General features: G+C 64.0%; 23 protein-coding genes. 13 read left to right on the top strand and 10 right to left on the bottom strand.

The features are described 5' to 3' along the window. Nucleotides 1-143 precede the first annotated feature (143 nt). Nucleotides 144-641 (top strand): radical SAM protein, encoded by a 498-nt coding sequence (locus ACIPHM_RS16510; protein WP_400330211.1) that lies wholly within the window; start codon nt 144-146, stop codon nt 639-641. On the opposite strand, the gene ACIPHM_RS16505 is transcribed toward ACIPHM_RS16510, so the two are convergent. After that, on the bottom strand, nt 628-2,085 hold the full coding sequence (locus ACIPHM_RS16505) for a PLP-dependent aminotransferase family protein (RefSeq protein ID WP_400330208.1): 1,458 nt from the start codon (nt 2,083-2,085) through the stop codon (nt 628-630). The genes ACIPHM_RS16510 and ACIPHM_RS16505 overlap by 14 nt on opposite strands. A 435-nt stretch (nt 2,086-2,520) precedes the next feature. Here ACIPHM_RS16505 and ACIPHM_RS16500 point away from each other — a divergent pair, with 435 nt between their 5' ends. Further along, on the top strand, nt 2,521-3,849 hold the full coding sequence (locus ACIPHM_RS16500) for an aspartate aminotransferase family protein (protein WP_400330205.1): 1,329 nt from the start codon (nt 2,521-2,523) through the stop codon (nt 3,847-3,849). 129 nt (nt 3,850-3,978) lie between these two features. Next, entirely contained in the window at nt 3,979-5,505 is a 1,527-nt protein-coding gene (locus ACIPHM_RS16495; RefSeq protein WP_400330202.1) for a CoA-acylating methylmalonate-semialdehyde dehydrogenase, read from the top strand. A 113-nt stretch (nt 5,506-5,618) separates the two neighbouring features. Here the strand turns inward: ACIPHM_RS16495 and pxpA are convergent, their stop codons facing one another. The 4 genes from pxpA to ACIPHM_RS16475 form a co-directional block, all read right to left on the bottom strand. Further along, complete coding sequence (gene pxpA, locus ACIPHM_RS16490) at nt 5,619-6,359, bottom strand: 5-oxoprolinase subunit PxpA (RefSeq protein ID WP_400330199.1); 741 nt, start codon at nt 6,357-6,359, stop codon at nt 5,619-5,621. Between the two features lie 65 nt (nt 6,360-6,424). Next, nucleotides 6,425-7,435, bottom strand: a complete 1,011-nt coding sequence (locus ACIPHM_RS16485; protein WP_400330196.1) for a biotin-dependent carboxyltransferase family protein — start codon at nt 7,433-7,435, stop codon at nt 6,425-6,427. After that, entirely contained in the window at nt 7,432-8,085 is a 654-nt protein-coding gene (gene pxpB / locus ACIPHM_RS16480; RefSeq protein WP_400330193.1) for a 5-oxoprolinase subunit PxpB, read from the bottom strand. Before pxpB ends, ACIPHM_RS16485 begins: the two co-directional genes overlap by 4 nt. A 3-nt stretch (nt 8,086-8,088) precedes the next feature. Beyond that, nucleotides 8,089-8,664 carry a 5-formyltetrahydrofolate cyclo-ligase gene (locus ACIPHM_RS16475; RefSeq protein ID WP_400330838.1) on the bottom strand — a complete coding sequence of 192 codons (576 nt, stop codon included), beginning with the start codon at nt 8,662-8,664 and terminating at the stop codon, nt 8,089-8,091. 135 nt (nt 8,665-8,799) lie between these two features. Between ACIPHM_RS16475 and ACIPHM_RS16470 the strand changes: the two genes are divergently transcribed. From ACIPHM_RS16470 to ACIPHM_RS16455, 4 genes are all read left to right on the top strand, one after another. Next, nucleotides 8,800-10,806 (top strand): transglycosylase SLT domain-containing protein, encoded by a 2,007-nt coding sequence (locus tag ACIPHM_RS16470; protein WP_400330191.1) that lies wholly within the window; start codon nt 8,800-8,802, stop codon nt 10,804-10,806. 47 nt (nt 10,807-10,853) lie between these two features. Beyond that, complete coding sequence (locus ACIPHM_RS16465) at nt 10,854-11,804, top strand: complex I NDUFA9 subunit family protein (RefSeq protein ID WP_400330189.1); 951 nt, start codon at nt 10,854-10,856, stop codon at nt 11,802-11,804. 81 nt (nt 11,805-11,885) lie between these two features. Continuing rightward, nucleotides 11,886-12,530, top strand: a complete 645-nt coding sequence (locus tag ACIPHM_RS16460) for a glutathione S-transferase family protein (protein WP_400330186.1) — start codon at nt 11,886-11,888, stop codon at nt 12,528-12,530. Beyond that, nucleotides 12,527-13,777, top strand: coding sequence for a multifunctional CCA addition/repair protein (locus ACIPHM_RS16455; RefSeq protein WP_400330183.1), 1,251 nt, complete (start codon nt 12,527-12,529; stop codon nt 13,775-13,777). The genes ACIPHM_RS16460 and ACIPHM_RS16455 overlap by 4 nt, the downstream gene beginning before the upstream one ends. A gap of 14 nt (nt 13,778-13,791) precedes the next feature. Here ACIPHM_RS16455 and ACIPHM_RS16450 read toward each other — a convergent pair whose 3' ends face one another. From ACIPHM_RS16450 to ACIPHM_RS16440, 3 genes are all read right to left on the bottom strand, one after another. Further along, nucleotides 13,792-14,703: a glutamate/aspartate ABC transporter substrate-binding protein gene (locus tag ACIPHM_RS16450; RefSeq protein WP_400330180.1), complete on the bottom strand. Its 912-nt coding sequence runs from the start codon at nt 14,701-14,703 to the stop codon at nt 13,792-13,794. A gap of 309 nt (nt 14,704-15,012) precedes the next feature. Next, nucleotides 15,013-15,207 (bottom strand): DUF2905 domain-containing protein, encoded by a 195-nt coding sequence (locus ACIPHM_RS16445; RefSeq protein WP_400330177.1) that lies wholly within the window; start codon nt 15,205-15,207, stop codon nt 15,013-15,015. Nucleotides 15,208-15,249: 42 nt separating this feature from the next. After that, nucleotides 15,250-16,464 carry a class I SAM-dependent methyltransferase gene (locus tag ACIPHM_RS16440; RefSeq protein WP_400330174.1) on the bottom strand — a complete coding sequence of 405 codons (1,215 nt, stop codon included), beginning with the start codon at nt 16,462-16,464 and terminating at the stop codon, nt 15,250-15,252. Nucleotides 16,465-16,721: 257 nt separating this feature from the next. On the opposite strand from ACIPHM_RS16440, the gene ACIPHM_RS16435 reads away from it, so the two are divergent. The 6 genes from ACIPHM_RS16435 to ACIPHM_RS16410 all read left to right on the top strand — a co-directional run bounded on the left by ACIPHM_RS16435 (nt 16,722) and on the right by ACIPHM_RS16410 (nt 23,137). Beyond that, the gene (locus ACIPHM_RS16435) at nt 16,722-17,564 is read left to right on the top strand and encodes an SDR family oxidoreductase (protein ID WP_400330171.1); all 843 of its coding nucleotides are present in this window, start codon (nt 16,722-16,724) and stop codon (nt 17,562-17,564) included. A gap of 21 nt (nt 17,565-17,585) precedes the next feature. Then, the gene (locus tag ACIPHM_RS16430) at nt 17,586-17,981 is read left to right on the top strand and encodes a dihydroneopterin aldolase (protein WP_400330168.1); all 396 of its coding nucleotides are present in this window, start codon (nt 17,586-17,588) and stop codon (nt 17,979-17,981) included. A gap of 13 nt (nt 17,982-17,994) precedes the next feature. Next, nucleotides 17,995-18,939 carry a tRNA 2-thiocytidine(32) synthetase TtcA gene (ttcA, locus tag ACIPHM_RS16425; RefSeq protein WP_400330835.1) on the top strand — a complete coding sequence of 315 codons (945 nt, stop codon included), beginning with the start codon at nt 17,995-17,997 and terminating at the stop codon, nt 18,937-18,939. A gap of 122 nt (nt 18,940-19,061) precedes the next feature. Next, the gene (gene glmU, locus ACIPHM_RS16420) at nt 19,062-20,423 is read left to right on the top strand and encodes a bifunctional UDP-N-acetylglucosamine diphosphorylase/glucosamine-1-phosphate N-acetyltransferase GlmU (protein WP_400330166.1); all 1,362 of its coding nucleotides are present in this window, start codon (nt 19,062-19,064) and stop codon (nt 20,421-20,423) included. A gap of 108 nt (nt 20,424-20,531) precedes the next feature. Further along, on the top strand, nt 20,532-22,361 hold the full coding sequence (gene glmS, locus ACIPHM_RS16415) for a glutamine--fructose-6-phosphate transaminase (isomerizing) (protein ID WP_400330164.1): 1,830 nt from the start codon (nt 20,532-20,534) through the stop codon (nt 22,359-22,361). Between the two features lie 308 nt (nt 22,362-22,669). Continuing rightward, a complete protein-coding gene (locus ACIPHM_RS16410) occupies nt 22,670-23,137 on the top strand; it encodes a GNAT family N-acetyltransferase (RefSeq protein WP_400330162.1) in 468 nt (155 codons plus the stop codon). A gap of 151 nt (nt 23,138-23,288) precedes the next feature. On the opposite strand, the gene ACIPHM_RS16405 is transcribed toward ACIPHM_RS16410, so the two are convergent. Together ACIPHM_RS16405 and ACIPHM_RS16400 are read right to left on the bottom strand one after the other, a co-directional pair. After that, nucleotides 23,289-24,461 (bottom strand): porin, encoded by a 1,173-nt coding sequence (locus ACIPHM_RS16405; protein WP_400330160.1) that lies wholly within the window; start codon nt 24,459-24,461, stop codon nt 23,289-23,291. A gap of 152 nt (nt 24,462-24,613) precedes the next feature. Then, nucleotides 24,614-26,461: a dipeptide ABC transporter ATP-binding protein gene (locus tag ACIPHM_RS16400; RefSeq protein ID WP_400330158.1), complete on the bottom strand. Its 1,848-nt coding sequence runs from the start codon at nt 26,459-26,461 to the stop codon at nt 24,614-24,616. Nucleotides 26,462-26,471 lie beyond the last annotated feature (10 nt).

The following is a 26,471-nucleotide window of genomic DNA, read 5'->3' as shown; positions in this document are numbered from 1 at the left end:
ACCTGATTGGCGTTAGGAGCGCTCCGCATGGCGCAGCGCGTCGTGAACGCGACGTGGAGCCGAGCCATCTAAGGCGCGGCGTTATCTGTTCGGAACGGAGCACGCGCCATCTCGCGTGTGCCCGTTTTCTACAGGAGGGTGTCGTGAAACAGTACGTCGAAGTCATCCTGAAAATCTCGGAGCGTTGCAATATCGACTGCAAGTATTGCTACTTCTTCAACAAGGAAAATCAAGATTACTTGTCGAATCCGCCGTACATGTCGAGCGAAACGGCAAGGGCGTTCGTGCAGTTCCTTCAATCGGCCCCCAATTTCCGGGGGACGACGTTTCAGATCGATCTTCACGGTGGCGAACCGTTGATGATGAAGCGCGAGCGGTTCGAGGAGATCGTCACGATTCTGAAAACCGGGCTGCGGGATGCCGGAGCAGTGCAATTCACGGTGCAGACCAACGCGCTACTCGTCGACGAGGCATGGCTCGATTTGCTGTCGCGATTGGGCGTTTATGTCGGTGTGAGTATCGATGGTCCCAAGATCTATCACGATGAAAATCGCGTCGATAAGACCGGCGCGGGTACCCACGATCCTTCAGGCAGAAGCGGCCTCACGAAGATCATCACGAAGGACATCAGGCCAACGTGAGTGCCAATTTCCCCGCCGCCGCTCGATCGAGAAAGCGGAACAGACGCGCATCGTCGGAGTACGCGACGTTGAAGCGGAACCAGTGGCACGGGTCGTTGTGCGCGAGGAAGAATTCACCCGGGGCCAGCATGATGCTTTCGAGCAGTGCGGCTTCGGCCAGTTCGCGGGCCGGCTGGGTTGTGTCCGGCAAGCTGCCGCACACGAACATTCCGCCTTCCGGTTGCGCCAGTAGCGTCACGCCGTGCGACTGCAATTGCGTGATGAGACGCGCGCGCGAACGCGTCAGCCGGTCTGAGAGCCGCTCGATGTGTTTGCGGTGACGCCCCTCGGTGAGGATCGCGTGCACGATGCGCTCGTTGATCTCGGAAGACGTCAGCCCCGCCACCATCTTGCTGCGCGCAATCTCATGCGCCAAATCGCGCGAGCACGCCAGATAACCCACGCGCACCGACGGCGAAATCGTCTTCGAGAAACTGGAGACGTAGATCACTCGCGAGAGGCCGTCCATCGCGGCCAGCGACGGTGTGCCGGCGGGGGCCAACTCGCGATAGATGTCGTCCTCGACGATCCAGAAGCCGTACTGCTCGGCATACTGCAAAATGCGATGGGCCGACGAAGGCGTGAGAGATGTCCCCAGCGGATTCTGCAACGCCGGATTCACGAACAATGCGCGCGGACGATGTGTCTGTGCCGCCTGCTCCAGCGCGGCAAGGTCCAGCCCCGCTTCCGTGCGCGCAATGCCCACGACATTCAGGCCCGCGAGACGCAACACCGCCAGCAGATTGCAATACGCCGGGGCCTCGACCAGTACCGTGTCGCCCGGCTTGAGCAACGTGCGAACGACCAGGTCGAGCGCCTGCGTCGCGCCGTGCGTGAGCACGATCTGCTCGGGCGGCGCGTCGATGGACAACTCGCCGAGGCGTCGCGTCACCCATTGACGCAATGGTCCATACCCATGCGGATGCCCGTAGTGCGCGAAATGCGCGCCCGGCCCCTTCGAGAGCGAGCGCAGCGCGCCATGCAGACCGTCTTCGTCCAGCCAACTGTCGGGCAACCATCCGCAGCCGCTTTTCACGGCGATGGAGTCGTCCGCGAAGATTTCCGAGAGCAGCCATGCATTGGTGACTTCACTCGCCGTCGCACTCGTCGCCAGTTTGCCGCCGGGGCTGGCCGGGCCGTCGTTGTGCGCGTCCGCCGCGCCTGCCACGAAGAACCCCGCGCCACGCCGGGCCACCAGCGTGCCGTGCGCGACGAGACGGTCGTAAGCCTCCACCACCGTGAACGTGCTGATGCCATGCGCCTTGGCCAACGAGCGGATCGACGGCATGCGCATGCCCGCGTGCAGCGTCTGACGCTGTAGCGCGCGCTCGACCTCCCGCACGATCTGGTCGACGAGCGCTTCCGGCTGGGCGCGGTTCAGGGAAAAGGCGAGCGGCTGGACCATGGCGTGAACGGACGTAGTGGTAATGACGAACGTGTCGTCGAATCGATCCGGATGCCTCGCCCGGCAATTCGCTCGACGCGCGTGAAGCGATCGGCAATGACTTCGCTGGCGAAGGGAGCAACGCTCAGCAACGCAATTCAGTACAGACAGCATGCGTCGAATTGCGGTGTACGGGTAAATCCCGGTGCCACCCCCTTCGGCCGCTTCCCGTGTGGTGCGGGACTGCCGGGTGCCCGCTGCATCGGCTGTTGCCAATACAGTTGAAGCAATTGACCGATACAGAATATACATTTTCCGGGTGACTGTACATGTCTGTATCGGTCTGGCTCTCGTAGGATCGATCTCATCCACCCGTGGCGCGGCGTATGGCTGGCGGTTGCTAAGCGTTGCCGACCCGGGACATCCCGATCTAGCCAAGCCCTGGAGCCCCCCGCGATGAACATGAAAGACCTGAATCTCGACATGACGGCGTTCTGGATGCCGTTCACCAACAACCGTCAGTTCAAAAGCTCGCCGCGCCTGCTGGTCAAGGCCGAGGGCATGCATTACACGTCGTCGGACAATCGCCAGATCCTCGATGGCACCGCCGGGCTGTGGTGTGTGAACGCCGGTCACTGCCGCACCGAGATCGTCGAGGCGATTCGTCAGCAAGCTGGCGAGATGGACTTCGCGCCCACGTTCCAGATGGGGCACCCGAAGGCGTTCGAAGCCGCGAGCAAGATCGCCGAAATCACGCCGCAGGGCCTCGATCGCATCTTCTTCACGAACTCGGGTTCGGAGTCGGTCGATACCGCGCTGAAGATGGCGCTCGCCTACCACCGCGCTCGTGGCGAAGGGCAGCGCACGCGTCTGATCGGTCGCGAGCGCGGCTATCACGGTGTGGGCTTCGGCGGTATCTCGGTCGGCGGCATTTCGCCGAACCGCAAGGCGTATTCGGGCCAGTTGCTGCCGGCGGTCGATCATCTGCCGCACACGCTCAACATCAAGGAAGCGGCCTTCACGAAGGGCCAGCCGACGTGGGGCGCGCATCTGGCAGACGAGCTCGAGCGTCTGGTCACGCTGCACGACGCGTCGACCATTGCCGCCGTGATCGTCGAGCCGCTTGCCGGCTCCACCGGCGTGCTGGTGCCGCCGCAAGGCTATCTGCAAAAGCTGCGCGAGATCTGCGACAAGCACGGCATTCTGCTGATTTTCGACGAAGTGATCACGGGCCTCGGCCGCCTGGGCAAGCCGTTCGCCTCACAGTATTTCGGCGTGACGCCGGACATCATCACGATGGCCAAGGGCGTGAACAACGCGGCTGTCCCGATGGGCGCTGTCGCCGTGAAGACGAGCGTGCACGACACCATCGTCGACGCCGGTAACGCGGGCGCCATCGAGTTCTTCCACGGCTACACGTACTCGGGCCATCCGCTGGCCGCGGCCGCCGCCTGCGCCGCGCTCGATGTCTACAAGAACGATGGCCTGTTCGAGCGCGCGGCGAAACTCGCCCCGCACTTCGAGAAGGCCATTCACGGGCTGCGCGACCTGCCGCATGTCGTCGACATCCGCAATCTGGGGCTGGTCGGCGGCATCGAAATGTCGACGCGCGACGGCAAGCCGGGCGCGCGGGCGCACGAAGTGTTCGTTAAGTGCTTCGAGAAGGGCGCGCTGGTGCGCTACACGGGCGACATTCTGGCGTTCTCGCCGCCGCTCATCATCAGCGAAGCGCAGATCGACGAGCTGTTCGGCATCGTGGCGCAAGCCATTCGCGAGACGGCATAAGCGTCGCTGGCGCATCGGTAGATACGGGCGGCGTGCAGGGCGAGTGCACTGCGCCGTCAACGGTAAAACAACGGTGGATGCCCGCCACGGCGGGCGTTTGCCAACGACAGAGTTTTCACGGAAATCGACATGAATCAACGAGTGAGCACCGAACGTATCGAGCATTGGATTGGCGGCGCAAGCGCGGCGTCGGGCGAAACCGAATTGCGTTTCGGCGAAGTGACGAACCCGGCCACCGGTGAGGTGATCCGTCAGGTGGCCTTGGGCGGTGCGTCGGACGTCGCCAGCGCCGTGGCCGCCGCCCGTGCCGCATTGCCCGGCTGGCGCGCCACGCCGCCAATGAAGCGCGCCCGCGTGATGATGAAGTACCGCGAACTGCTCGAGACGAATCGCGAAGCGCTCGTGCAATTGATTACGCAGGAACACGGCAAGACGCTCGACGACGCCCGCGGCGAAGTCACGCGCGGTATCGAAGTGGTCGAGTTCGCCATCGGCATTCCGCATCTGCTCAAGGGCGAGATCGCCCCGCAGGTCGGCACCGGCGTCGACACGTATTCCATCCACCAGCCGGTCGGCGTCTGCGCAGGCATCACGCCGTTCAACTTCCCGGCGATGGTGCCGCTTTGGATGTTCCCGATGGCGGTGGCTTGCGGCAACACGTTCGTACTTAAGCCCTCCGAGAAGGTGCCGTCGGCGGCGCTGCTGTTGGTGCGTCTGGCCAAGGATGCCGGTCTGCCGGACGGGGTGCTCAATGTCGTGAACGGTGACAAGGCGGCCGTCGATGCGCTGCTCACGCATCCGGACGTCAACGCCGTGTCGTTCGTCGGCTCCACGCCCATCGCGCAATACATCTACAGCACGGCCTCGGCACACGGCAAGCGCGTACAAGCGCTCGGCGGCGCGAAGAACCACGGCGTGGTGATGCCCGACGCCGATCTCGACTTCACCGTCGACGCTCTTATCGGCGCGGCCTACGGCTCGGCCGGCGAGCGTTGCATGGCAATCTCGGTGGCGGTCGCCGTGGGCGATGTGGCGGATGAACTGGTGGCACGTCTCGCACAGGCAGCGAAGGCGCTGCCGGTTGGCGACGGCACCGATCCCGTCGCGCAAATGGGCCCGCTGATTACCCGCGTGCATTGCGACAAGGTGAAGGGTTTTGTCGATGCCGGTGTGGATGAAGGCGCCAAGCTCGTGGTCGACGGTCGTGGCCTGAAGGTTGCGCAACGCGACAACGGCTTCTTCATCGGCCCGTGCCTGTTTGATAACGTGACGCCGGAGATGTCGATCTACCGCAACGAAATCTTCGGGCCGGTACTGTCGGTGCTGCGCGTGAATACGCTGGAAGAGGCGATTGCGCTCATCAACCGCAATCCGTACGCCAACGGCACGGCGGTGTTCACGACGTCGGGCGGTGCGGCTCGCCGTTTCGAAGACGAAATCGAAGTCGGCATGGTCGGCGTGAACGTGCCGATTCCGGTCCCGGTGTCGTATTTCTCGTTCGGCGGCTGGCGCAATTCGCTGTTCGGCGATCAGCATATCTACGGGCCGGAGTCGGTGCGTTTCTATACGCGCTCGAAGGTCGTGACGCGTCGCTGGTCGGAGGGACGTCCCGCCAATGCCACGTCGTCGCTCGTCATGCCGACGCTGGGTCAGTAAGAGGTGCAAAGGTGCCGGTGTAGGTCACTGGCCCCCGATGCTGAATGCAAAAACGCCGTCCGGGGATGCCCTCGGACGGCGTTCTTGTTTTGGGACGTTGCCCCTGTGCCGAGTTACCGCACCGGGGCGATTTCGATGCCTTCGTCCAGCAAAAAGCGGCGGATACGTTGCGCGAATTCGAGTGCATGTTCGCCATCGCCGTGCAGGCAGACGGTTTGCGCCTGAATTGGCACGACCGTCCCGTCGACGGCGCGCACACGCTGCTCGCGCACCATCATCAGCGTTTGCGCCAGCGCATCTTCCTCGCGCTCGATCAGCGCGCCGGGCGTGCCGCGTTTGACGAGCGAGCCGTCCGGGTTGTAGCCGCGGTCGGCGAAGACTTCCTCGACGGCATGCATGCCCGCCGCGCGCGCCGCTTTCACCAGTTCACCGCCTGCCAGACCGAAGATCGCGAGGTCGGTGTCGAACGCGCGGATCGCTTCGACAAGCGTTTCAGCCAGGGCGGGATCGCGGGCGGCCTGATTGTAGAGCGCACCGTGCGGCTTGACGTGCGTGAGCCAGCCGCCCTGCGCGCGCACGATCGCGGCGAGCGCACCGATCTGGTAGAGCATGCCTGCGCGAATGTCGTCGAGCGGGAGTTGCATTTCGGTGCGTCCGAAATTATCGCGGTCGGGAAAGCTCGGGTGCGCGCCGATGGCCACACCGTTCGCCAGCGCCCAGCGCACGACCTGCTGCATCGTGCCTGCGTCGCCCGCGTGCCAGCCGCACGCTATATTGGCGGAGCTCACGAGCGCGAGCAGAGCTTCGTCGTAATCGCAACCTTCTCCGAGGTCGACGTTCAGATCAATCTTCATGGGGTGTTCTCCTGCGGGGACAGCCTTTTTTCACTCATTTCACTCGCTTGCGCGCGGTCGCGATATCAGCGCTTGCGGGTAATGGCCGGCACCTTCGGCGTATTCAGAATGCCGCGATCGTGCCACGCGAGGGCGCGCTCGATCTGGTCAAGATAGCGCAGTTGTTCGCGCAACGCTTCGCGCGCTTCGGCCGCGGTGCATTCCGAAAAATACAGCGTGCTGCCGAGCCGCGCCTGACCCAGACGCCACAGATCGGCGCTGATGACCGTGCCGATCTTGGGATAACCGCCGGTGGTCTGCGCGTCGGCCAGCAAAATGATCGGCTGTCCGGACGGTGGCACCTGAACCACGCCCGGCAGCACGCCGTGCGAGAGCAGCTCGTGCAGGCGGTTCTTCTTGCGTGCGAGCGGCTCCGGGCCGGACAGGCGATAGCCCATGCGGTTGCTGTTGGGCGTGACCTGCCAAGGGTTTTCCCAAAAGCTCTTGTACGTGGCGGCCGTGAAGTCGTCGTATTCCGGGCCGGGCAGCACGCGCACGCGCTGTGCGAGCGGGTCGGACAGCCATAGGGGCGGACGCACCCCCAGCGGCTCGACATTGCGCGCGGCGGCGCTTGGGTGGCCGATGGCGATGCGGTCGCCGTCGCGCAGGGCGCGTCCCTCGAAGCCGCCGAAGCCCGCGGCGAGGTCGGTGCTGCGCGAGCCGAGGGTTTCGGGCACGTCGATGCCGCCCGCGAGCGCCAGATAGGTGCGCATGCCGAAACGCGAGGGACGCAGCGTCAAGGTCTGGCCGCGCGTGACGGGGAAGCGCCACCACGACCACACCGGCGTGCCGTCGAGATCGGCATGGCAGTCGGCGCCGGTCAGCGCGACAAGCGTGGCGGACGTGAAGCGCAGCACGCACGTCCCCATGGTGATTTCGAGGGTGGCGGCGTTCGGTTCGTTGCCGACGAGACGATTGGCGACCGTGCACGCGAGAGGATCGAGGGCGCCGCCGCTGGCGACGCCGAATTCACGCTGACGGGTTCGGCCCAGATCCTGAACGGTAGTGAGCAGGCCGGCACGCTGGATATCGATCACAGGTCGAGACTCGCGATGGTGAAGCGCACGCGATCCCCCGGCGCCAGCAGGGCGGGCGGGGTCGCGGCGGGGTCGAACAGGGCGCAGGTGGCGTGGCCGATGATCTGCCAGCCGCCCGGCGAATTGAGCGGATAGACGCCGGTCTGATTGCCGCCGATACCCACGGAGCCGGCCGGCACGGACAGTCGCGGCTCCGCGCGCCGGGGTGTGGCAATCGTATCGTCCAGCCCGCCCAGATAGGCGAAGCCCGGCTGGAAGCCCAGGAAGTAGACGATGTACTCCGGCGCCGTGTGGCGTTGCACGACCGTCTTCGGTTGCAGACGCAGGTGTTTGGCGACGTCAGCGAGGTCCGGACCGTGCTTGCCGCCATAGTGGACGGGGATCTCGATGTCGCGGCCGACCTCGCTGGCGGACGGCTGGGTCTGCCAGGCGTCGCGCAAACGCTCGCTCAGCACCTCGATATCGGTGGCGAGCGGGTCGAAGAGCAGCGTGAGGTTATTCATGCCGGGGACGACTTCGCGCACGTCGGGCCAGTCGCGGGCGAGGGCCGCCACGTGCCAGACACGGCGCTGCGTGGCGAGCGTGGGGGTTGCGCCCGCTTCGCACACGAGCGCACTGTCGCCGAGCGGCAGGATCTTGAGCGTTGTCATGAATTAGCGTGGGGTGCCGCAAGGGCGCACAAAGGTGGCGGATTCCGTCACGATGGCGTCGAGGGCCAGATCATGGGCCTCGGCGCTGAGGTGTTCGATTTCGAGGCAATCGTAGGCGATGCCGAGCGTTTGCGGGGCAGGCGTCATCGAATGCAGGGTGCGGTCGTAGAAGCCGCCGCCGTAGCCGAGTCGCAGGCCCTCGCGGGTAAAACCCACGCAAGGCACCAGCAGCAGGTCGGGCGTGAGCACTTCGGTGCGGCTGGGCACGGGAATGCGGTAGCGGCCTTCGGTCATGGGCGTGTCGGGGGTCCAGCGGTGGAAGACGAGCGGGGCGTTGCGGGCGATGACGACCGGTAGCGCGGCCTGCCGCGGCCCGTCGGACGGCTGGCCGGGCGACGTCTGGGCGAGCCATGCACAGATGAGCTCGCGGGCGTCGAATTCGTCCTGAATCGGCCAGTAGAAGCCAATGCAGCGCGGCGCGCGGCGCGCCAGTTCGGCGGTCAGGCGGGTGGCGAGTGCGGCGTCGCGCGTGGCGCGTTCGGCGAGTGTGCTGCGGGCGTCGAGCAACGCCTTGCGCAGACGGGTTTTCGCGGCACCGGCATCCCCTCCGTTTTGTGCCCCGCCTGCGGCGCCATTTCCGGATGTTTCGACCGCCGATTGGGCGGGGTCCCGTGCTATGCTTGGATTCACTTTTTACCCGACGCTCCCCCGAAGATGTCCGAACGTTTGACCCGAGTATATCGCGCCGCCGCGCTTGCCCTGACCGCTGCCGCGCTGGTGGCGTGCAGTACGACGCAGGCGACCGGTCGTCCCAAGGCGCAGTCGGCGGCAAGCCGTTCGGCCCCGTCTGCCGACACGCTCTCCCAGCGCTCGCCGGACGACATCTTCGTCCAGTTGCGCGAAGCCGCCCGCACCAACGATGCGCCGCGCGCCACCGCGCTCGCCGCCATGCTCTCGGACTACGACGTGCCGTCGTACGTCCAGTACTTCCAGATCAAGTCGCGCATGTTCGACCGTTCGGGCAAGGCGCTCATCGACACGCCCGACGACGATATCCGCGCCTTCTTGCGAACGTATGACGGTCAGGCAATCGCCGATCGCATGCGTAACGACTGGCTGCTGGTGCTCGGCAAGCGGCACGACTGGCAGACGTTCGACGCGGAATACCCGAAGTTCGTGCTCGACGACGACACGCAGGTCAAGTGCTACTCGCTGATGTCGCGGGCGTCGCGCGGCGAGAACGTCACCCAGGCCGCGACCGATCTGCTCACCACGCCGAAGTATTACGGCGAGGGGTGCGTCGACATGATCAATACACTGGCCGCGAGTGGTCAGTTGCCGCGCAAGGAAGTCTGGCATCAGATTCGTCTGGCTTACGAGGAAAACTACACCTCGCTCGGCAAGCAGATTGCCGACGCGCTCGGCGCCGTGCGTCCGGACGACAGCCTGCTCGATATGGCGGCGACGCGCCCGGCGCAGATCCTCGCGCGCGGGGTAGACGGCTCGGAGGCGTCGCGTCAGCTCGCGTTGCTCGCCGTCGTTCGCATGGCCCGCTCGGACGCCATGCTCGCCGCGAACAGCTTCAGCAGCATTGCCGGCACCCTGTCGCCGGACGAGCGCGCCATCGGCTGGGGTGCGATCGGCATGCGCGGCGCGCTGTCGCAGAACCCGATGGCGATCACGTGGTATCGCCAGGCGGGCAGCGCCAAGCTCTCGAATACGGCGCAGGAATGGAAGATCCGTGCAGCGCTGCGCGCGGGTGACTGGAACCTCGTGCGCACGGGTATCGAAGCGATGCCGGCGTCGTTGCGCGACGACGGGGTCTGGACTTACTGGTACGGTCGCGCACTGCGTGAAGCCGGGCAGGGGGACGCCGCGCGTGCGCAGTTCCAGAAGATCGCGTCGCAGCCGAACTTCTACGGCCAATTGGCGAACGAGGAATTGGGCAACAAGACGTCGCTGCCGCCGCGCACGACCGTCACCAAGGCCGAGATCGACGCCAACCGTTCGAACGCCGGTTTCCTGCGCGCGGCCAAGTTCTACGACCTGGGCCTGCGCTTCGAAGGCAACCGCGAGTGGAATTGGGAACTGCGCAACATGACGGACCGTCAGTTGATCGCCGCCGCGCAGTATGCCAATGGCATCGAACTGTTCGATCGCGCCGTCAACACGGCGGATCGCACGAAGGTCGAGCACGACTTCACGCTGCGCTATCTGATGCCGTTCCGCGCCAAGGTCGAGCCGCTGGCCGCGGCCGTCGATCTCGACGAAGCGTGGGCGTATGGCCTGATCCGTCAGGAATCGCGCTTCATCATCAATGCCCGTTCGTCCGCCGGTGCCGGTGGTCTGATGCAGGTCATGCCCGCGACCGCGAAGATGGTCGCCAAGCAAATCGGCATGGATTACAGCCCGGGCATGATGCACGACATCGATACCAATATCCGTTTGGGAACGAGTTACCTGTCGGATATCTACAATAAGTTCGACGGCTCCGCTGTGCTGGCGTCGGCCGGATACAACGCGGGACCGGGGCGTCCGCGCACGTGGCGCGCCACGCTCGACCGCCCGGTCGAGGGCGCGATCTTCGCGGAGACGATTCCGTTTAACGAGACGCGTCAGTATGTCGAGAACGTGTTGTCGAATACGACGTATTACTCGGCCATCATCACGGGCCGTCCGCAATCGCTCAAGGAGCGGCTCGGCGTAATTCTGCCGCAGTGATGGGGCGACCGGGGCCGCGAACCCACAGTCTGACGCGGAGGTGACGCATGCGCTATAACGTTTGTGTCCTCGGTGGCACCGGCTTTATCGGCAGCCATCTGGTCGCACGGCTGGTGACGATGGGGCATGTCCTGCGCCTGCCGACGCGGCGCGTCGAGGCCGCCAAGGCCCTCGGCGTGCTGCCCGGCGTGGAGCTCGTCGAGTGCGATGTTCACGACCCGCGCGCGCTGGAGCGCGTGATCGCCGGTTGCGACGCCGTCATCAATCTTGTCGGCATTCTGCACAGTGATCGCGGCGCGCCTTACGGTCGCGCTTTCGCGCGCGCCCATGTGGAACTGCCACGCAAGATCGCGCAGGCCTGCAAGAATCAGGGCATTACCCGGCTCCTGCACATGAGCGCACTGGGTGCCGACTCGAACGGCCCGAGCATGTATCAGCGCTCGAAGGGCGACGGCGAGGTGGCCATTCGCGAGACCGGGATTGCCGCGACGATCTTCCGCCCGTCGGTCGTGTTCGGCCCGGGCGACAACTTCCTCAATACCTTCGCGAAGCTGCAACGGCGTTTGCCTGTCGTGCCGCTGGCGAGCGCCACGGCGCGCTTCCAGCCGATCTATGTGGGCGACGTCGCGCAGGCTTTCGCGCAATCGCTCGACAACGACGTGACCATGGGCAAGACGTACGAGCTCGGCGGCCCGGAAGTCTTCACGCTGGAAGCGCTGGTGCGTTTCGCTGGCGCCGCGTGTGGTTGCGAGCGTCCGATTCTGGCGCTGCCCGAGAGCACCGCGCGTCTTCAGGCGGCGATTTTCGAGAGGCTGCCTGGCGAGCCGATCATCACGCGCGATAATCTCGATTCGATGCAAGTCGACAACGTCATGAGCGGCCCCCTCGCGCCCGAACTCGACCTCACGCCGAACGGGCTGGAGATCGCCGTCGATTATCTGAACGGCGGCAATTGGGAGAAGCGGATGGCGGGCTATCGTCGCTACGCCGGACGGTAACGTCCGGGCGCGGCCAACCGGCCTCGCCACATCCATTCAGACGCGCAACGCCCCCGCGTGGCGCGTGCAAGGAAAGGTCTCATGCAACTCATCATCGCCAACAAGAAATACTCCTCGTGGTCGATGCGTCCCTGGGTCGTGCTCAAGCACTTCGGCATCGCGTTCGAAGAGAAGAATGTCTGGCTTGCACAGCCCGACTCGCGCGAGCAGATTCTGCGTTATTCGCCCACCGGCAAAGTCCCCTGTCTGATCGATAACGGTGTGACGGTCTGGGACTCGTTCGCGATCTGCGAATATCTCGCCGATGCTTATCCGCATTTGCCGCTCTGGCCGAAGTCGCTCGCGGCGCGCGCTCATGCACGCAGTATCTGCGCCGAGATGCACAGCGGCTTCACGGCGCTGCGCACGAATATGTGGATGAACGTGGCGGCCCATTGGCCGGGTGCCGGGGTGACGCCCGAGGTGCTCACCGACATTCGCCGCGTCGAGGCGATTTGGGAGGATTGCCTCGCGCGCCACGAAGGTCCGTTCCTGTTTGGCGACTTCACGATGGCCGACGCGTTCTACGCGCCCGTCGTGCTGCGATTCGCGACCTTCGAGCCCGCGTTGTCGGCGCATGCGCAGGCCTATGCCGATCGCATTCGGGAGGTGCCGGCTGTGCAGGCGTGGGTCGCCGCCGGGCGCGCCGAGACGCAAAGCGTCGCTTTCTACGACGTGCGTCCATGAAGATTTACGCTGTCGGCGGTGCGATTCGCGACGCCATGCTGGGACTGCCCGTCAAGGATCGCGACTACGTTGTGGTCGGTGCGACGCCCGAGGAAATGGTGCGGCGCGGCTTCAGACCGGTAGGCCGCGACTTCCCGGTGTTTCTCCATCCCAGGACCCAGGCCGAGTACGCGCTCGCGCGCACCGAGCGCAAGACGGCGCGCGGCTATCACGGCTTTTCGTTCTATTTCGCTCCGGAAGTCACGCTGGAAGAAGACCTGGTCCGGCGCGATTTCACCATCAATGCGATGGCGCGCGAGGTGCTGCCGGACGACAGCCTGTCGGACGTTCTGGTCGACCCGTACGGCGGCCAGCGCGATCTGGAGGCGAGGCTGTTCCGTCATGTCGGCGAGGCTTTCGCCGAGGACCCGGTCCGGATTCTGCGTTGCGCCCGTTTCGCCGCGCGCTTCACCGATTTCTCCGTTGCCGACGAAACGCTCGCGCTGATGCGCGAGATGACGGCCAACGGCGAGGTCGATGCGCTTGTGGCCGAGCGCGTCTGGCAGGAAATCTCGCGCGGATTGATGGAGCACCGGCCGTCGCGCATGTTCGACGTGCTGCGCGCGGCGGGTGCGCTCGAGCGCATTCTCCCCGAACTGGCCCAGTTGTGGGGCGTGCCCCAGCGTGCCGACTTCCATCCCGAAGTGGATACCGGCGTGCACGTGATGATGGTGCTCGACTACGCCGCGAAGCAGGGTTTCTCGCTGCCGGTGCGCTTTGCTGCGCTCACGCACGATCTCGGTAAGGGAACGACGCCGGAAGATGTGCTGCCGCGTCACATCGGTCATGAGGGCCGCAGCGTCGGGTTGCTCGGGCCGCTGTGTGTGCGCCTGCGTGTGCCGGTCGAATGCCGTGAGTTGGCGCAGGTCGTGGCGCGCGAGCACGGCAACATCCATGCGAGTCAGAAGTTCGGAGCGGGGGCGCTGGTGCGTTTGCTGGAGCGGTGCGACGCGCTGCGCAAACCGGAACGCTTCGTCGAAGTGCTTCAGGCCTGCGAGGCGGATGCGCGCGGCCGTGGCGGCGACTTCGCCACGGCGTCTTATCCGCAGCGAGACCGGTTGATGGCGGCGCTGGATGCGGCGCGCGGCATCGATGCGGGGGCGGTGGCGCGTCAGTACGCGGACCATCCGGCGAAGATTCGCGAGGCGGTGCAGGCCGCGCGAATCGACGCCGTCGAAGCCGCAGGACTGGGCGGCGAGGGCGATTGAGTGACGGGAGCGACTTACTCGAACGCCTTGTCGTTCGGATTCGCGTAAAGCTGCTTGAGCTGCTCGCTCATCGGGAAGTTGAAGCTGGTGTTCTTCGGCGGCACCGGCGCTTCAAACCATTTCTTGTACATCCCGTTGATTTCCCCGCTCTTCATCACACCGGCCAGCGTGTCGTCGACGAGCTTTTTGAACTCCGTGTCGCCGTGCTTCATCATGAAGCCGTACGCTTCGAACGACTGCGGCGTGCCCGTCACGACCCACTCGTCGGGGTTGCGGCCCATGGTGCGCGCACCGGCGAGCAGCACGTCGTCCATCATGAACGCCTGCACGCGACCGCCCTGGAGCATGGTGAACGACTCGCCGTAATCCTTGCCCGAGATCACGCTCATATTCATCTTCTTGTCGTTGTTCATCTTGTTCAGGATGCGCTCCGACGTGGTTCCGGCATTGGTCACCACCGGCTTGCCCGCCAGATCCGGGAAGTCCTTGATGCCCGAGTTCCTGTTCACGAGCAGACGTGTACCGGCGACGAAGAAGGTGTTCGAGAAATTGACCTGCGCCTGACGGGCCTTCAGGTTCGTGGTCACGCCGCACTCGATGTCCACCGTGCCGTTCTGCACCAGCGCGATGCGGTTCTGCGACGTGACGGGAATGAAGCGCACTTGCAGATCGGGCTTCTTCAGGCGGGTCTTCACGGCATCGACGACCTTATTGCACAGGTCTTGCGAATAGCCGATGACGTTGTGATTGTTGTCGTAGTACGAGAATGGAATTGACGACTCGCGATGGCCAATCGAGATCACGCCACTGCCCTCGATCTTTTGCAGCGTCTCCGACGTGTTCTGCGCCAGCACGGCACCCGCCGCCAAACTCATCGCTACGCACAGCGCCCCACGCATCACCCCGGTCAATCGGATCTTGGTCATGTCCTGCTCCTGAAATGGTCTCACTCTGATTTGTTTCTGAATCATTTGTTTCATAGTAATTTTTTTGCAACAAACGATCAAATCATTGTTAACCCTAGCGACGTCAGGGTTTTGAGGCGAATGAGCGATGGACGTGCGCGTGGAGTCCCGCTGGCCTTGAGCGGGGCAACGGCGCGGTGCGGCCTGAATGAGGAGACGAAGAGGGGGCGGACGTTGCAGCAGGTGTTGCGGTGCCGTACGAAGGTCGCGGCAGAAGGCTGCCTCGGGTGAATACAGCAAACGGATGCGGCGACCGGATACGGCGAAGAATTACAGCAGACGAATCAGCAGATTGAAGACCAGCGAGAGCACGATGGTCGAGGCGAACGGGAAGACCATCTCCTTGCCGCGCCAGCGCAGGCGCAGGTCGCCGGGCAGGCGACCGATGCCGAGCTTGGTGAGCCAGGGGGCGGCCGCCGAGAGGACGCAGATCGCGAAGAAGATGGTGAACATCCAGCGAAACATCGGCGTGGCCTCAATATCCGGGGAAAGGGTTCAAAGCGGGGTTCAAAGCGCGTGACTGCGGTCGCCGGTGGCGAAGCCGCGCAGGCCGGCCCACTCGTCCATGCCGCGTCCGAACGCGATCACCTTGAAAAGCTCGCCCATCTCGGCTTCGGAGAGCAGCTTCTGCACCGCCGCCGCCGCGGGCAGGAACGTCTTCGGATCGGTCGGATCGAGTGCGCTCATCAACTCGACGATGCCCGCGTTCATCAGGAATCGCGCCTGCGACGTGAAGCCCAGCAGATCGAGCCCCGCGTCGACACCGGCATCGGCAATCCCGGAAAACTCCACGTGCGCGGTGATGTCCTGCAAGCCCGGGTAATAGAACGGGTCGTCGTGCGCGTGATGGCGGTAGTGGCACATCAGCGTGCCATTGGCGCGCTGCGGATGGTAATACTCGCGGGCCGGAAAGCCGTAGTCGATCAACAGCAGCACGCCGCGTGCCAACAGCGGCGCCACACTGCGTACAAAGGCCGAAGCGGCTTCGTGAGTTTCCGTCAGATATTCCTGCGTCGGTGGCAGATCGGTGAGGTGCTCAAGGGCCTCCGGCAGCGGGCCGATGTGGCGGTGCTCTTCCCACGCGAAGCCGTCTTGCGCGAGCACGACGCCGCGCTCGAACCACACCGGCTGACGGTTGTCGTCCGGACGGCGCGCCCACAGGCGCACCGGCATGGCGTCGAGGACTTCGTTGCCGAGCATCACGCCGTGGAAGGCGTCGGGCAACTGGTCGAGCCACGTGACACGATCGAGCAGATGCGGTGCGGCCTTCTCGATGGTCTCGCGTTGGCGCGCACGAAGTTCGCCCGAGAGTTCCATGATCGAGTATTGCTCGCAGGGCGTGCCTTCGGCTTCGAGCGCGAGCAGCAGGTCAGCAGCCAGACGTCCCGAGCCGGCACCGAATTCCAGCACCTGGGCGTCGCCCGTTTCTTCGAAGATCTCGCCGAGTTGACGGGCCAGTGTGCGGGCGAAGAACGGAGTGAGTTCCGGCGCGGTGACGAAGTCGCTGCCGTCGGCGGCCAGACGCCCGAATTTCGCGGCACCGGCGGCGTAATAGCCGAGGCCGGGCGCGTACAGGGCCAGTTCCATGAAGCGATCGAACGGCAGCCAGCCGCCGTGCGCGTTGATGGCGTCGGCGAGAGATGCCGTGAGACGGCGCGAGTGTTCGAGCGCGTCCGTCTCCGGAACGGGTAAACTATGGGGTTTCGGTGCGGCCTGATTCATGCGGGCATTGTAACGGAGACAGTGCAGACTGGCTGCTATGGTTGATATAAGCGCGTCTGCGGGCGAATTCGGCGTGTTTTCCGCCGATTTTTGCCGGTTTTCGATCGCTTTTGCGTGTTTTTCGCCAATTTGCGCAACGCGAGTCCTCCGTCTGGAGGCGTGTCAGATGTCTGCGAACAATCGAGACGCGCAACAGGCCGAGTTTTAAGCCGCCCGACATTCCGCTATCCAGCCGCCCTCTGACAGGAATTCGCCGCATGACCGTTGCATCGACGCCACGCCCCGCATCCGCCGCAAGCGACGCCGCCCGCACGCTCACTGCGCCGCGCGTAGCGCTCGTGACCGGTGGCGCGCGTCGCATCGGCCGCGCCATCGCGCTGCGGCTCGCCGGCACGGGGTGGGACGTGGCCGTTCACTACGAGCGCTCGCACGACGAGGCGCTGGAGACCGTGGCCGCCATCGAGGCGTTGGGACGCCGGGCCGTGGCGCTGCAAGCGTCGCTGGCCGACGAAGCCGCAACGGTCGGCCTGATCGCACGGTGTAGCGAGGCGCTCGGCGTGCCGTCGTGCCTCGTCAACAATGCCTCGCGCTTCGAGTACGATAGCGCCGGCGATTTCGGCTACAAGGCGCTGGAGCGTCACATGCGTGTGAACGCGGGCGCGCCGCTCGTGCTCGCGCGCGAGATGCACGCAGCGCTGGGTGAATCGGGACGCGGTGTCGTCGTCAATCTGCTCGATCAGAAGCTGGCGAATCCGAACCCGGATTACCTGTCGTATACGCTGTCGAAAGCCGCGCTCGACGTAGCGACGACCTTGCTGGCCCAGGCCTTTGCGCCGCGTCTGCGGGTGGTCGGGGTGGCGCCGGGCGTCACGCTTCTGTCCGTCGACCAGACCCCTGCGGGCTTTGCAGCGGCCCATGCGTCGACCCCGCTGGGCGCGTCGTCGACGCCGGAGGACATTGCCCAGGCCGTGGCCTATCTGGCCGAGGCCCCTGCTGTCACTGGCACGGTGTTGTATGTCGATGGCGGACAGCATCTCGCGAGTTCATCGCGCGACGTGAAATTTCTGACCGAGCCGGCCGATGCCGACCGGTCTCGTTGATTGTCATTACGAGTCTTCAAAATGCATAGCGCTCTTTCCCACCCCCGCCTGATGGACTGCCGTCGCATGTTCCTGCGCGACTACGAGGTCTTCATCAACATTGGCGTGCACGATCACGAAAAGCGTGGCGAGCAGCGCGTGCTGATCAACGTGCAGTTGTTCGTCCCGCTCGCGGAGAGCACGCCCACGGCAGACAAGCTCGACGAAGTCGTCGACTACGATTTCATGCGCGAGACCATCGCCAAGCGCGTGGGGCAGGGCCATATTCACCTGCAGGAAACCCTTTGCGACGACGTCGCGCGTGCGCTGCTGGCGCACCCGCGTGTGCGCGCGGTGGGTGTGTCGACCGAGAAGCCGGACGTCTACCCCGATTGCCACTCGGTCGGCATCGAGGTGTTCCAGATGAAGGATGCGTGAGATGAGTGCCGTCATGCCCGAGACCGGTGCGCCGCTTGCCGCGACCGGAAACGCCGCCGCGGAGAGCGTGAAGAAGGCGCAGAAGCTCGCGTTCGAGAACAACAAGCTCGAAAAGCGCCTGTTCCGCCTGACGGGGCAGGCCATCGGCGACTACAACATGATCGAGCAGGGCGATCGCGTGATGGTGTGCATGTCCGGCGGCAAGGACAGCTACGCCATGCTCGACATTCTGCTCAAGCTGCGTGAGCGCGCGCCGATCGACTTCTCGATCGTTGCCGTCAACCTCGACCAGAAGCAGCCGGGCTTCCCGGAGCATGTGCTGCCCGATTACTTCCGCGCCATCGGTGTCGATTTCCACATCGAAAATCAGGACACGTACTCCATCGTCAAGCGCGTGGTGCCCGAAGGCAAGACCACGTGCTCGCTGTGCTCGCGTCTGCGCCGCGGCATTCTCTATCGCGTGGCTGGCGAACTCGGGGCGACCAAGATCGCGCTGGGCCACCATCGCGACGACATCATCGAGACGCTGTTCCTGAACATCTTCTACGGTGGCAAGCTCAAGGGCATGCCGCCCAAGCTGCAATCGGACGACGGCAAGAACGTGGTGATCCGCCCGCTCGCGTACGTGCGCGAACCGGATCTCGAGCGTTACGCCGAATACAAGCAGTTCCCGATCATTCCGTGCACGCTGTGCGGCAGCCAGCCGAACCTGAAGCGCGCCGAGATGAAGTCGCTTATCCGTCTGTGGGAGAAGCAGCATCCGGGGCGCATCAAGTCGATTTTCAGCGCGTTGTCGAATGTCGTGCCGTCGCATCTGATGGATACGAACCTGCACGACTTCAAGAATCTGCGCGCGACGGGGCAGCCCGATCCGCTCGGCGATATTGCGTTCGACGAAGCGCCCTGCGGCGATGAGAGCGATGCGGGCATCATCCGCATCACGCAATTCGACGACTAAGACGATTAAGACGACCGCTCGACCGTCGCACACCCGCTATCTACCAGCGCCCCCCGCACCGTGATCGGGCGGAGGCGCCAGATCCCAATACACGCATCTCACTTTCGAATCGTCACGACGCCATGAATATTGTGATTCTCGCCGCCGGCATGGGTAAGCGCATGCGCTCGAAGTTGCCCAAGGTGTTGCAGCCGCTGGCTGGCCGTCCGCTGCTGTCGCATGTGATTGCGACGGCCCGCAAGCTCGCACCGGGCAAGCTCATTGTGGTGACCGGACACGGCGGCGACGCCGTGCGCGACGCCGTGGCGGGCGAGGGTGTGGACTTCGCGGAGCAGGCGCAGCAGTTGGGCACCGGCCACGCGGTGCAGCAGGCGGCATCGTTGCTCGACGAGTCGGTGCCGACGCTCGTGCTGTACGGCGATGTGCCGCTCACGCGTGCCGAGACGTTGCAGGGGCTGCTCGACGCGGCAGGCTGCGACAAGCTGGGCGTGCTCACCGTCGATCTGGACAACCCGACCGGGTACGGGCGGATCGTGCGCGACGCAGCGGGCAATGTGCAACGCATCGTCGAGCAGAAAGACGCGAACGAGCTTGAGCTGGCCATTCGCGAGATCAACACCGGCATCATCGTGGCCCCGACGCGCGCCCTTAAGGGCTGGCTCGGCGGTCTGAAGAATCAGAACGCGCAGGGCGAGTATTACCTCACCGACGTGATCGCATGCGCAGTCGCGGACGGCGTGCCCGTCGTCACCACGCAACCCGCGTTCGCGTGGGAGCCCAATGGCGTGAACGACAAGGCACAGCTTGCCGCGCTGGAGCGAGACTATCAACGCAATGCGGCGGGCGCGTTGCTCGCGGCAGGCGTCACGCTGATCGATCCGGCACGTTTCGATGTGCGCGGCGAGATCGAGTGCGGCACCGACGTCTGCATCGATGTGAATTGCGTGTTCGAAGGCAAGGTGACGATTGGCGATGGCGTGTCCATCGGCGCGAATTGCGTCATCCGTAACACCACCATCGGCACAGGCACGCGTATCGAGGCGTTCAGCCATCTGGACGGCGCCGTGGTCGGTGCCGACGCCCACGTGGGACCGTATGCACGTCTGCGCCCGGGCGCGGATCTGGCTGACGAAGTACACATCGGCAACTTCGTGGAAGTGAAGAACGCCACGCTGGCGAAGGGCTCGAAGGCCAACCATCTGGCGTATGTCGGCGACTCGACCGTGGGCGCGCGCGTGAATATCGGCGCGGGCACGATCACGTGCAACTACGATGGCGCGAACAAGCATCGCACGGTGATCGAAGACGACGTCTTCATCGGCTCGGACACCCAGCTTGTCGCACCGGTGACGGTGCGCCGCGGCACAACGATTGCCGCCGGCACGACCGTGTGGAAAGACACGCCGGAAGATTCGCTGGTGCTCAACGGCAAGACACAGCAAGCGAAGGCGGGCTATGTCCGTCCGCGCAAGCAGAAGCAGTAAAATCGGCGTCAAAGTGCCAGTGCGCGACACGTGTGTGCGCACCGGCGAGTCAAAACGGATCTCAAGCGATCGAATGAGCCGGAATTTCCGGTACGGAAGGAAGCGAATATGTGCGGCATTGTCGGCGCGGTAGCGCGACGTAATGTAGTACCGGTGTTGGTCGAAGGGCTGCGCCGTCTGGAGTATCGCGGTTACGACTCGTGCGGCGTTGCAGTGTTGAAAGACGGTGTGCCGCAGCGCGCGCGCAGCGTATCGCGCGTAGCGGATCTCGACGCGCAGCTCGCGCAGACCCAATTGGCTGGCGAGACGGGCATTGCTCACACGCGTTGGGCGACGCACGGGGCTCCCGTCACGAACAACGCGCACCCGATCTTCTCGCGTGACGAAGTGGCGCTGGTGCACAACGGCATCATCGAGAATCATGAGAGCCTGCGCGACGAGTTGCGCGGCCTCGGTTACGAGTTCGTGTCGCAGACCGACACCGAAGTCATCGCCCATCTGATTCATCACATTTTGTCGAACGGCGCGGCGGGCGATCTGTATCAGGCCGTGCGCCTGGCGACGCGTCGTCTGCACGGCGCCTACGCCATCGCCGTATTCCGCAAGCAGGAGCCGCATCGTGTGGTGGGCGCGCGAGCGGGCTCGCCGCTGGTGGTAGGCGTGGGCGAGGGGGAGAACTTCCTCGCGTCAGACGCGCTGGCGCTGGCCGGCACGACCGACCAGTTCATCTATCTGGAAGAAGGCGATGTCGTCGAACTCACGCTCGATGGCGTGAAGATCGTGGATCGCAACGACGCGGCTGTCGAGCGCGAAGTGCGCACGGTGCAGGCGTATACGGGCGCGGTGGAGCTGGGTCCGTATCGTCACTACATGCAGAAGGAAATCTTCGAGCAGCCGCGTGCGATTGGCGACACGATGGAAGGCGTGGAAGGCATTTCGCCGACGCTGTTCGGCGAGAAGGCCGAAGCGGTGTTCGGCAACATCGACTCGATTCTGATTCTGGCGTGCGGCACGAGCTACTACTCGGGCATGACGGCCAAGTACTGGCTGGAGTCGCTGGCGCAGATTCCGACGCAGGTCGAAGTGGCAAGCGAGTATCGCTATCGCGACAGCGTGCCGAATCCGAAGACGCTGGTGGTGACGATTTCCCAGTCGGGCGAGACGGCCGACACGATGGCGGCGCTGCAACACGCGCAATCGCTGGGCATGACGAACACGCTGGCGATCTGCAACGTGGGCACGAGCGCGATGGTGCGTCAGACGGCGCTGCATTACCTCACGCGCGCAGGAACGGAAATCGGTGTGGCGTCGACGAAGGCTTTCACGACGCAACTCACGGCGCTGTTCCTGTTGACGCTGACGATTGCGAAGCTGCGCGGTCGTCTGTCTGCCGGGCAGGAGGCTGACTATCTGACGCAACTGCGTCACCTGCCGGCGGCGCTCAATAGCGTGCTGGCGCTGGAGCCGCAGATCATCGCGTGGGCGGAGGAGTTTGCCCGTCGCGAGAACGCGCTGTTCCTGGGACGCGGCCTGCACTACCCGATTGCCCTGGAAGGCGCGCTCAAGCTCAAGGAAATTTCTTACATCCACGCCGAGGCGTATCCGGCGGGCGAACTGAAGCACGGCCCGCTGGCGCTGGTGACGGAGCAGATGCCGGTGGTCACGGTGGCGCCGCGCGACGCGCTGGTGGAAAAGCTGAAGTCGAACATGCAGGAAGTGCGCGCACGCGGCGGTCAGTTGTACGTCTTCGCCGACTCGGACACGGAGATCGCCAACGCCGAAGGCCTCCACGTGATTCGCATGCCGGAGCACTACGGCCAGTTGTCGCCGATCCTGCACGTGGTGCCGTTGCAACTGCTCGCGTACCACACCGCCTGCGCACGCGGCACCGACGTCGACAAGCCGCGCAATCTGGCGAAGTCGGTGACAGTGGAGTAATCCCCGCCAGGAGGCGCGGGGGCGGTTTCCGGAACGAATGGACGCGTCATCAAACGCGGCTCAACGCGCCTGAAAGGATAGGGCCCTCTCTTCCCGGAGAGGCGCGCGCTACGAAGCCAACGACGCATTCGCTCGTTGGCTTTTTTCATGCGCGGCACGCCCTCGGAATCCCCCGGCGTTCGGGGCGATCTTTCCGCTATCCCCGCGTTATGTGCCTGGCTCAGCCAGGCATGCTGCGCCGTCATGGCTGCTATAGTGCACAGATGGAATTTAACGCCGTCTTTTTATATGAGTCGTGAGAGTTGAACATGAGAAAGGTGCTGATAAAAGAAGCCACTCTGGATGACTCAAAAGACCTTTGGCGCTGGAGGAATGATGAGGCCACCAGGGCGATGTCCATATCTACGCATAGCGTTGCTTGGGACTCACACAGTTCCTGGTTTGAGAAGTCTCTGCTGAATCCGAATAGATTTTTGTATGTCGGATGGCTTGAGGCAGATCAGACCAAGGTTGGAATGTGCCGATATGACGTTGATGTCGACAAGAAGGTTGCTGAAGTTTCAATCAACCTGAATCCCGCGCTAAGAGGGCTGGGTTTGTCCAGCGCATTGCTTTCCGATTCGATGAAAGCCTTTTTTGCCGAGCGATCGGTGGATCTGGTGGCCACGATCAAGAAGGAAAATCTGGCCAGCATCAAATGCTTTGTGAAATCCGGTTTTGAACTCGATTCGGAAGACGAGGTGTACCAATACTACGTCTTTCGTCTTGAGCGTTGAAGGGTAACGAGTTGATTGCCGGCAAGTTCGTCCGCGAAGGGAAAACGAACCTCCACCGTGACGTTCAAAAATTCTCGATGACCGGAACGCAGGCCAACGTGACCCCCAGCGAGAACCATGGGTGACGGTGGAGTATCGCAGGCGACGCCGCTCAGAACTTCGTTCGTATCCCTGCGCGCACGGCTACCTGATTCTGGTTTGACGACGCTGTCAGTCCGCCAATCGACGCGACGGCGGGCACGAAACCCGTGCCGCTACTCGACAGCGTCTCTCCGCTCGCATGTTGAAGCACCCCGACGGCGTACAGGTCCGTGCGTTTCGAGAGGAAGTAGTCGATGCCCAGCGCTCCCTGGTGGTACTGTGCCGCCGACCTGCCACCCAGGCTGTTGCCGCGCGTGTAGTTATACGTCGCACCAAGCAGCAGTGCGGGGTTCAGGCGGTAGATGAGCGACACTTCGCCATTGTTGAAGGTTTGCGACTGTCCGGCAAACGGCGATGCGTACGATGCACCGAGATTCGAGAAGCGGACGTTCGAATACGTGGCGCCAAGCGTTGCATCGCCGACGACATAACTCGCCCCCGCCGCAAAGACCTGATAAGTGTTCGCGGAGCCGAAACCGGCATACACCGGCGAGGTAATGTTGGACGTCGTTGCCGACACCGTCCCTGACGTGCTGTTGCCGAAGAAGCTCACATTCGGATTGCGCACGTTGAGATAACCCATCCCGACGCTAAACGGCCCGCGTGCATAAGCGGCCCCGAAAGAGTAGATCTGATTGCGTCCCGATTGTCCGGCGATGCCGCCCAGGCTATACAGCCCGCCAGCGCTGAACCCGGCGTAATCCGCGCTCTGGAACTTCACGGCATTGTTGACGCGATTGCTGCTGTTGAAGTTGTCGATATCTCCGGGATGCGCGTTGATGGACGCCCCGAACGTATTGGAAAAGGCAAACCGTCCGACATAGTCGATCACCGAGTCGTACTGGCGGCCGAGCAGTACCGATCCGTAACGGCTGGAAAGCCCGACATTCGCCTGCCGACCGAATTCCAGCCCGCCCTGACCGAACTTCCCGGTATTTAGGTCATAGCCGTTTTCCAGCCGGAATGTCGCCTTCAGGCCGCCGCCCAGATCTTCCACACCACGCATGCCCCAGCGCGCCGCCTGCATGCCGCCGCTCGCCAGGCCGAACAGGCGACTCCCCCCGGAGTTGGAGACGTACGTCAGCCCGCTGTCGACGATGCCGTACAGGCTCACGTGGCTCTGGGCCTGAGCCATGCCGGAACATGCGGCGATCACCGCGGCGAAACAGATTTTGTTTTTCATTGAATTTATATTAGTTGTACTAATTTAATGAGCCGTATCCCTACGGCTGTCTCCAGAAAAAACGAAAGACGCCTTTCGCTTTTGCCACCTCCTGGGGAGTCCTCTAGCAAACCCCCTTTCGATTTCCCCTGTAGTGAAAGACCGTCCGTGCGTTACGCCGCGTCGGCTACGAAGTGTCCCGGTGCCACTTGTTTGAGCGGCATCGGCTCAGGCTGATAGCTCACATCGAATACGCGGCTGGGCATGTCGCCGGGCACGGCTTCGATGCGTGATTTGCGTGCGCCCGGGTCCGCATGAGGCACGGCGTCGAGCAGCTTGCGCGTGTAGGCATGGCGAGGTGTCTCGAAGACTTGTCGACGCGTGCCGATCTCGACGATTCGCCCCTGATACATGACCGCAACACGATGGCTGACACGTTCGACCACCGCCAGATCGTGCGAGATGAACAGGAACGCGATGCCCAGGTCTCGTTGCAGGTCTTGCAGCAGGTTCACGATCTGCGCCTGAATGGAAACGTCGAGCGCGGACACCGACTCGTCGGCCACCACGAGTTTCGGTGACAACGCCAGCGCGCGCGCAATGCAGATACGTTGACGCTGTCCGCCGGAAAACTGATGGGGATAGCGCTGTGCGTGACTGGCAGGCAAACCAACGCGTTCCAGCAATTCACCGGCACGTCGGCGCGCTTGCGAGCGATCGCAGATGCCGTGCACGCGCAACGGTTCCAGCAACGTGTCTTCGATGCTTCGACGCGGGTCCAGCGAGGCGTACGGGTCTTGAAAGACGACCTGGATATCGCGTCGCAACTGCTTGCGCTCGGCGCCCTTCAGGTCGGCGAGCGAGCGTCCCTGAAATTCGATGTTGCCGCCCTGCGTATCGATCAGTCCTGCGACGGCTCGCGCCGTCGTCGACTTGCCGCAGCCCGATTCACCGACTAGCGCGAGCGTCTCTCCGGCATTGAGTTCGAAGTCGATGCGCTCGACAGCGTGCACGCGTTTCTTGACGCCGCCGAAGATCCCGCCGCGCAGGTCATATCGAATCACCAGATCCTTCACGCGAAGCAATGGTTGCGCGGCGTCGCGCGGCGTTGCCGCAGGCGTCGATGCCGGAGCCGGCTTCGTCGCTCGATCGTTGTGCGCGTCGCCGCCGACCAACGCAAACTTGGCCGGCGAATCCGTGCCGGTCATCGCGCCCAATCGCGGCACTGCGGCCAGCAAAGCGCGGGTGTAGTCGTGTTGTGGCGAACTGAAGATGCTCGTTGCCGTGCCGCGCTCGACCGTTTCGCCGTGCCGCATCACCATGACGTCGTCGGCCACCTGCGCGACCACGCCCATGTCGTGCGTGATGATGACCACGCCCATGTCCATGTCGTCCTGCAATTGACGAATGAGTTGCAGGATCTGCGCCTGCACCGTGACATCCAGCGCTGTCGTCGGCTCGTCGGCAATCAGCAGCGCGGGCTCGCACGCAAGCGCCATGGCGATCATCACGCGCTGACGCATGCCGCCCGACAACTGGTGCGGATAGCGCCCCATCACCTGCCGCGCATCCGGAATGCGAACGAGGTCGAGCATGCGCAATGCCTGCGCCTGCGTCGCGCTTCGACTGCCCGGCTGGTGCAGCCGGATCGCCTCGATCAGTTGCGCCCCGATCTTGAAGACGGGATTCAACGACGTCATCGGTTCCTGGAAGATCATTCCGATCGCGGCGCCTCGCAGTCGGCGCATTTTTTCCTCGGGCGCCTGCACGAGGTCGATCACCTCGCCCGAGGGGGTATGGAGATGCATGCTGCCCGAGACGATGCGGCCGCCGCCCAGCTCGATGAGTCGCATCATCGACAGCGATGTCACCGACTTCCCCGAGCCGGATTCGCCGACGATGGCCAGCGTCTGCCCGCGTCGCACGTCGAACGAGACGTCGCGCACGACCGGCAGCGCTGTCTTGTCGCGGCCGAAGGCGACGCTGAGGTTCCGGACCCGGGCTACGAGGTTTTCGCTCATGTCTTGTCCC

Source organism: Pandoraea sp. NPDC087047 (genome assembly GCF_044745225.1).
Classification (GTDB): domain Bacteria; phylum Pseudomonadota; class Gammaproteobacteria; order Burkholderiales; family Burkholderiaceae; genus Pandoraea.
Note: the sequence above shows the minus strand (reverse complement) of the source record. Positions and strands in the feature narration are given on the sequence as shown.

Coding starts and splice junctions, on each gene's coding strand:
- ACIPHM_RS16505 (WP_400330208.1), bottom strand. CDS start 2,085: ATGGTCCAGCCGCTCGCCTTTTCCCTGAACCGCGCCCAGCCGGAAGCG.
- ACIPHM_RS16500 (WP_400330205.1), top strand. CDS start 2,521: ATGAACATGAAAGACCTGAATCTCGACATGACGGCGTTCTGGATGCCG.
- ACIPHM_RS16495 (WP_400330202.1), top strand. CDS start 3,979: ATGAATCAACGAGTGAGCACCGAACGTATCGAGCATTGGATTGGCGGC.
- pxpA (WP_400330199.1), bottom strand. CDS start 6,359: ATGAAGATTGATCTGAACGTCGACCTCGGAGAAGGTTGCGATTACGAC.
- pxpB (WP_400330193.1), bottom strand. CDS start 8,085: ATGACAACGCTCAAGATCCTGCCGCTCGGCGACAGTGCGCTCGTGTGC.
- ACIPHM_RS16470 (WP_400330191.1), top strand. CDS start 8,800: ATGTCCGAACGTTTGACCCGAGTATATCGCGCCGCCGCGCTTGCCCTG.
- ACIPHM_RS16465 (WP_400330189.1), top strand. CDS start 10,854: ATGCGCTATAACGTTTGTGTCCTCGGTGGCACCGGCTTTATCGGCAGC.
- ACIPHM_RS16460 (WP_400330186.1), top strand. CDS start 11,886: ATGCAACTCATCATCGCCAACAAGAAATACTCCTCGTGGTCGATGCGT.
- ACIPHM_RS16455 (WP_400330183.1), top strand. CDS start 12,527: ATGAAGATTTACGCTGTCGGCGGTGCGATTCGCGACGCCATGCTGGGA.
- ACIPHM_RS16450 (WP_400330180.1), bottom strand. CDS start 14,703: ATGACCAAGATCCGATTGACCGGGGTGATGCGTGGGGCGCTGTGCGTA.
- ACIPHM_RS16445 (WP_400330177.1), bottom strand. CDS start 15,207: ATGTTTCGCTGGATGTTCACCATCTTCTTCGCGATCTGCGTCCTCTCG.
- ACIPHM_RS16440 (WP_400330174.1), bottom strand. CDS start 16,464: ATGAATCAGGCCGCACCGAAACCCCATAGTTTACCCGTTCCGGAGACG.
- ACIPHM_RS16435 (WP_400330171.1), top strand. CDS start 16,722: ATGACCGTTGCATCGACGCCACGCCCCGCATCCGCCGCAAGCGACGCC.
- ACIPHM_RS16430 (WP_400330168.1), top strand. CDS start 17,586: ATGCATAGCGCTCTTTCCCACCCCCGCCTGATGGACTGCCGTCGCATG.
- ttcA (WP_400330835.1), top strand. CDS start 17,995: ATGCCCGAGACCGGTGCGCCGCTTGCCGCGACCGGAAACGCCGCCGCG.
- glmU (WP_400330166.1), top strand. CDS start 19,062: ATGAATATTGTGATTCTCGCCGCCGGCATGGGTAAGCGCATGCGCTCG.
- glmS (WP_400330164.1), top strand. CDS start 20,532: ATGTGCGGCATTGTCGGCGCGGTAGCGCGACGTAATGTAGTACCGGTG.
- ACIPHM_RS16410 (WP_400330162.1), top strand. CDS start 22,670: ATGAGAAAGGTGCTGATAAAAGAAGCCACTCTGGATGACTCAAAAGAC.
- ACIPHM_RS16405 (WP_400330160.1), bottom strand. CDS start 24,461: ATGAAAAACAAAATCTGTTTCGCCGCGGTGATCGCCGCATGTTCCGGC.
- ACIPHM_RS16400 (WP_400330158.1), bottom strand. CDS start 26,461: ATGAGCGAAAACCTCGTAGCCCGGGTCCGGAACCTCAGCGTCGCCTTC.